Here is a 1,630-nt window from a genome sequence, read left to right as displayed (position 1 = left end):
TCAGCGTGAACAGCGTGGCGGTATCGGGCAAGACCGTGACGCTGACGCTGAGCCGCGCCGTGGCCACTGCGGAGACCGTGACCGTGAGCTACACCAAGCCCACGGGCGACAACGTGGTGCAGGACGCAGCGGGCAACGACGCAGTGAGCTTCAGCAACCAGGCCGTGACCCATGGCACGTCGGCAGTGGGAGGCACCCGGCCCACGCTCGCAGCGACCAACCCGATCACGATCGCCGACAACAAACTGAGCATTGGCGAGAGCACCACCGTCACCATCCGCTTCGCCGAAGCCATCGTGACCGACAGCTTCACCACCGCCGACCTGATCGTGGGCGGTTCCGCGACGCTGTCCAACGACCTGCAAAGCACCGACGGCGGCATCACTTGGACGGTCACGTTGAAGGCTCCGGAGAGCACTGATTTGCGCGGCGACCCCTCCCAGTTCAACTCAACGGGCAACCAGATCCGCGTCAACCTCGCCGGCGTGACCAACCCCGCAGGCAACGCCGGTGTGGGCCAGGTCGCCTCCACGGTCACCTACGACATCGACGTCTTCCCGCCCGGCGCCATCGTCAGGCTGATCGACCGCGCCCTCACCGCGGGCGAAACCACCACCGTCACCTTCAGCTTCAGCGAGCCCGTCGTCGGCTTTACCGCCGCCAACATCGACCTGACGCAGGCCAACGGCACGCTGGGTCCGCTGACCGCCCTCACAGACGGCAGGACCTGGACCGCCACCTTCACGCCCACAGCAAATACCAACGCTCTCACCAACAGCATCAGCATCAACCACCGCGGCGTGACGGACTTGGCGGGCAACAGGCTGACCGCCAGCACCTCCAGTAGCAGCAACTACACCATTAACACCCAGCCCGGCAGCACGGACCAGACAACCGGCCTGAGCGCAAGCGTCACGCTGACCGATAGTCGCCTTACGACGGGAGAAAAGGCGACCGTCATCATCGCCTTCAACAAACCCGTCAACGAATTCACGCTCGATGACATAGACCTGACCCAGGCCAACGGCAGGCTCAGCGACTTCACACCCAGCGCCGACGGTCGAACCTGGACGGCCACCTTCACGCCCACGGCGGGCGTCATCAACGGGACCAACACCATCAGCGTGAACCTCACGGGCGTGACCTACGCCGCAGGCACCGCCGGTATCGGTCGCGTCACCAGCACCAGCTTCATCGTGAACACCGCGCTGCCTGCCGCCAGGATCACGCTGACCGATACCGCGCTCACTGCGGGCGAAACGACGACCGTCACCTTCACCTTCAACCAAACGGTTCTCGGCTTCACGATGGAGGACATCGATCTGACTCAGGCCAACGGCACATTGAGCCCACTCGTATACACACCCAATACCGACAACAAAACCTGGACCGCCACCTTCACGCCCAACGCCGACGTCAGCGACGCGACCAACACCATCCGCGTCAACCTGACCGGCGTGACCAACGTGGCAGGCCGCTCCAGTATCGGCAGAGCCAGCAGCGAGAACTACACCGTGGACACCCGGCCGCTGGACACCACGCCCCCGGTGCTGATCACCACCGGCGACTCGGGTCCCAAGGTCACCGGCAACCAACTGACGCTGACCTACACCGACGCGAGCAACCTGGA

Annotated in this window: 1 protein-coding gene; it reads left to right on the top strand. The window is 64.5% G+C overall.

Annotated elements, in window-relative coordinates:
- Positions 1–1,630: Ig-like domain-containing protein (locus VTU_RS29475; protein WP_010108888.1), on the top strand; the 1,630-nt coding region annotated here is incomplete at both ends.

The organism is Verminephrobacter aporrectodeae subsp. tuberculatae At4 (genome assembly GCF_000193225.1).
Lineage (GTDB): Bacteria > Pseudomonadota > Gammaproteobacteria > Burkholderiales > Burkholderiaceae_C > Acidovorax > Acidovorax aporrectodeae.
This window is presented reverse-complemented; position numbering and strand designations above follow the sequence as displayed.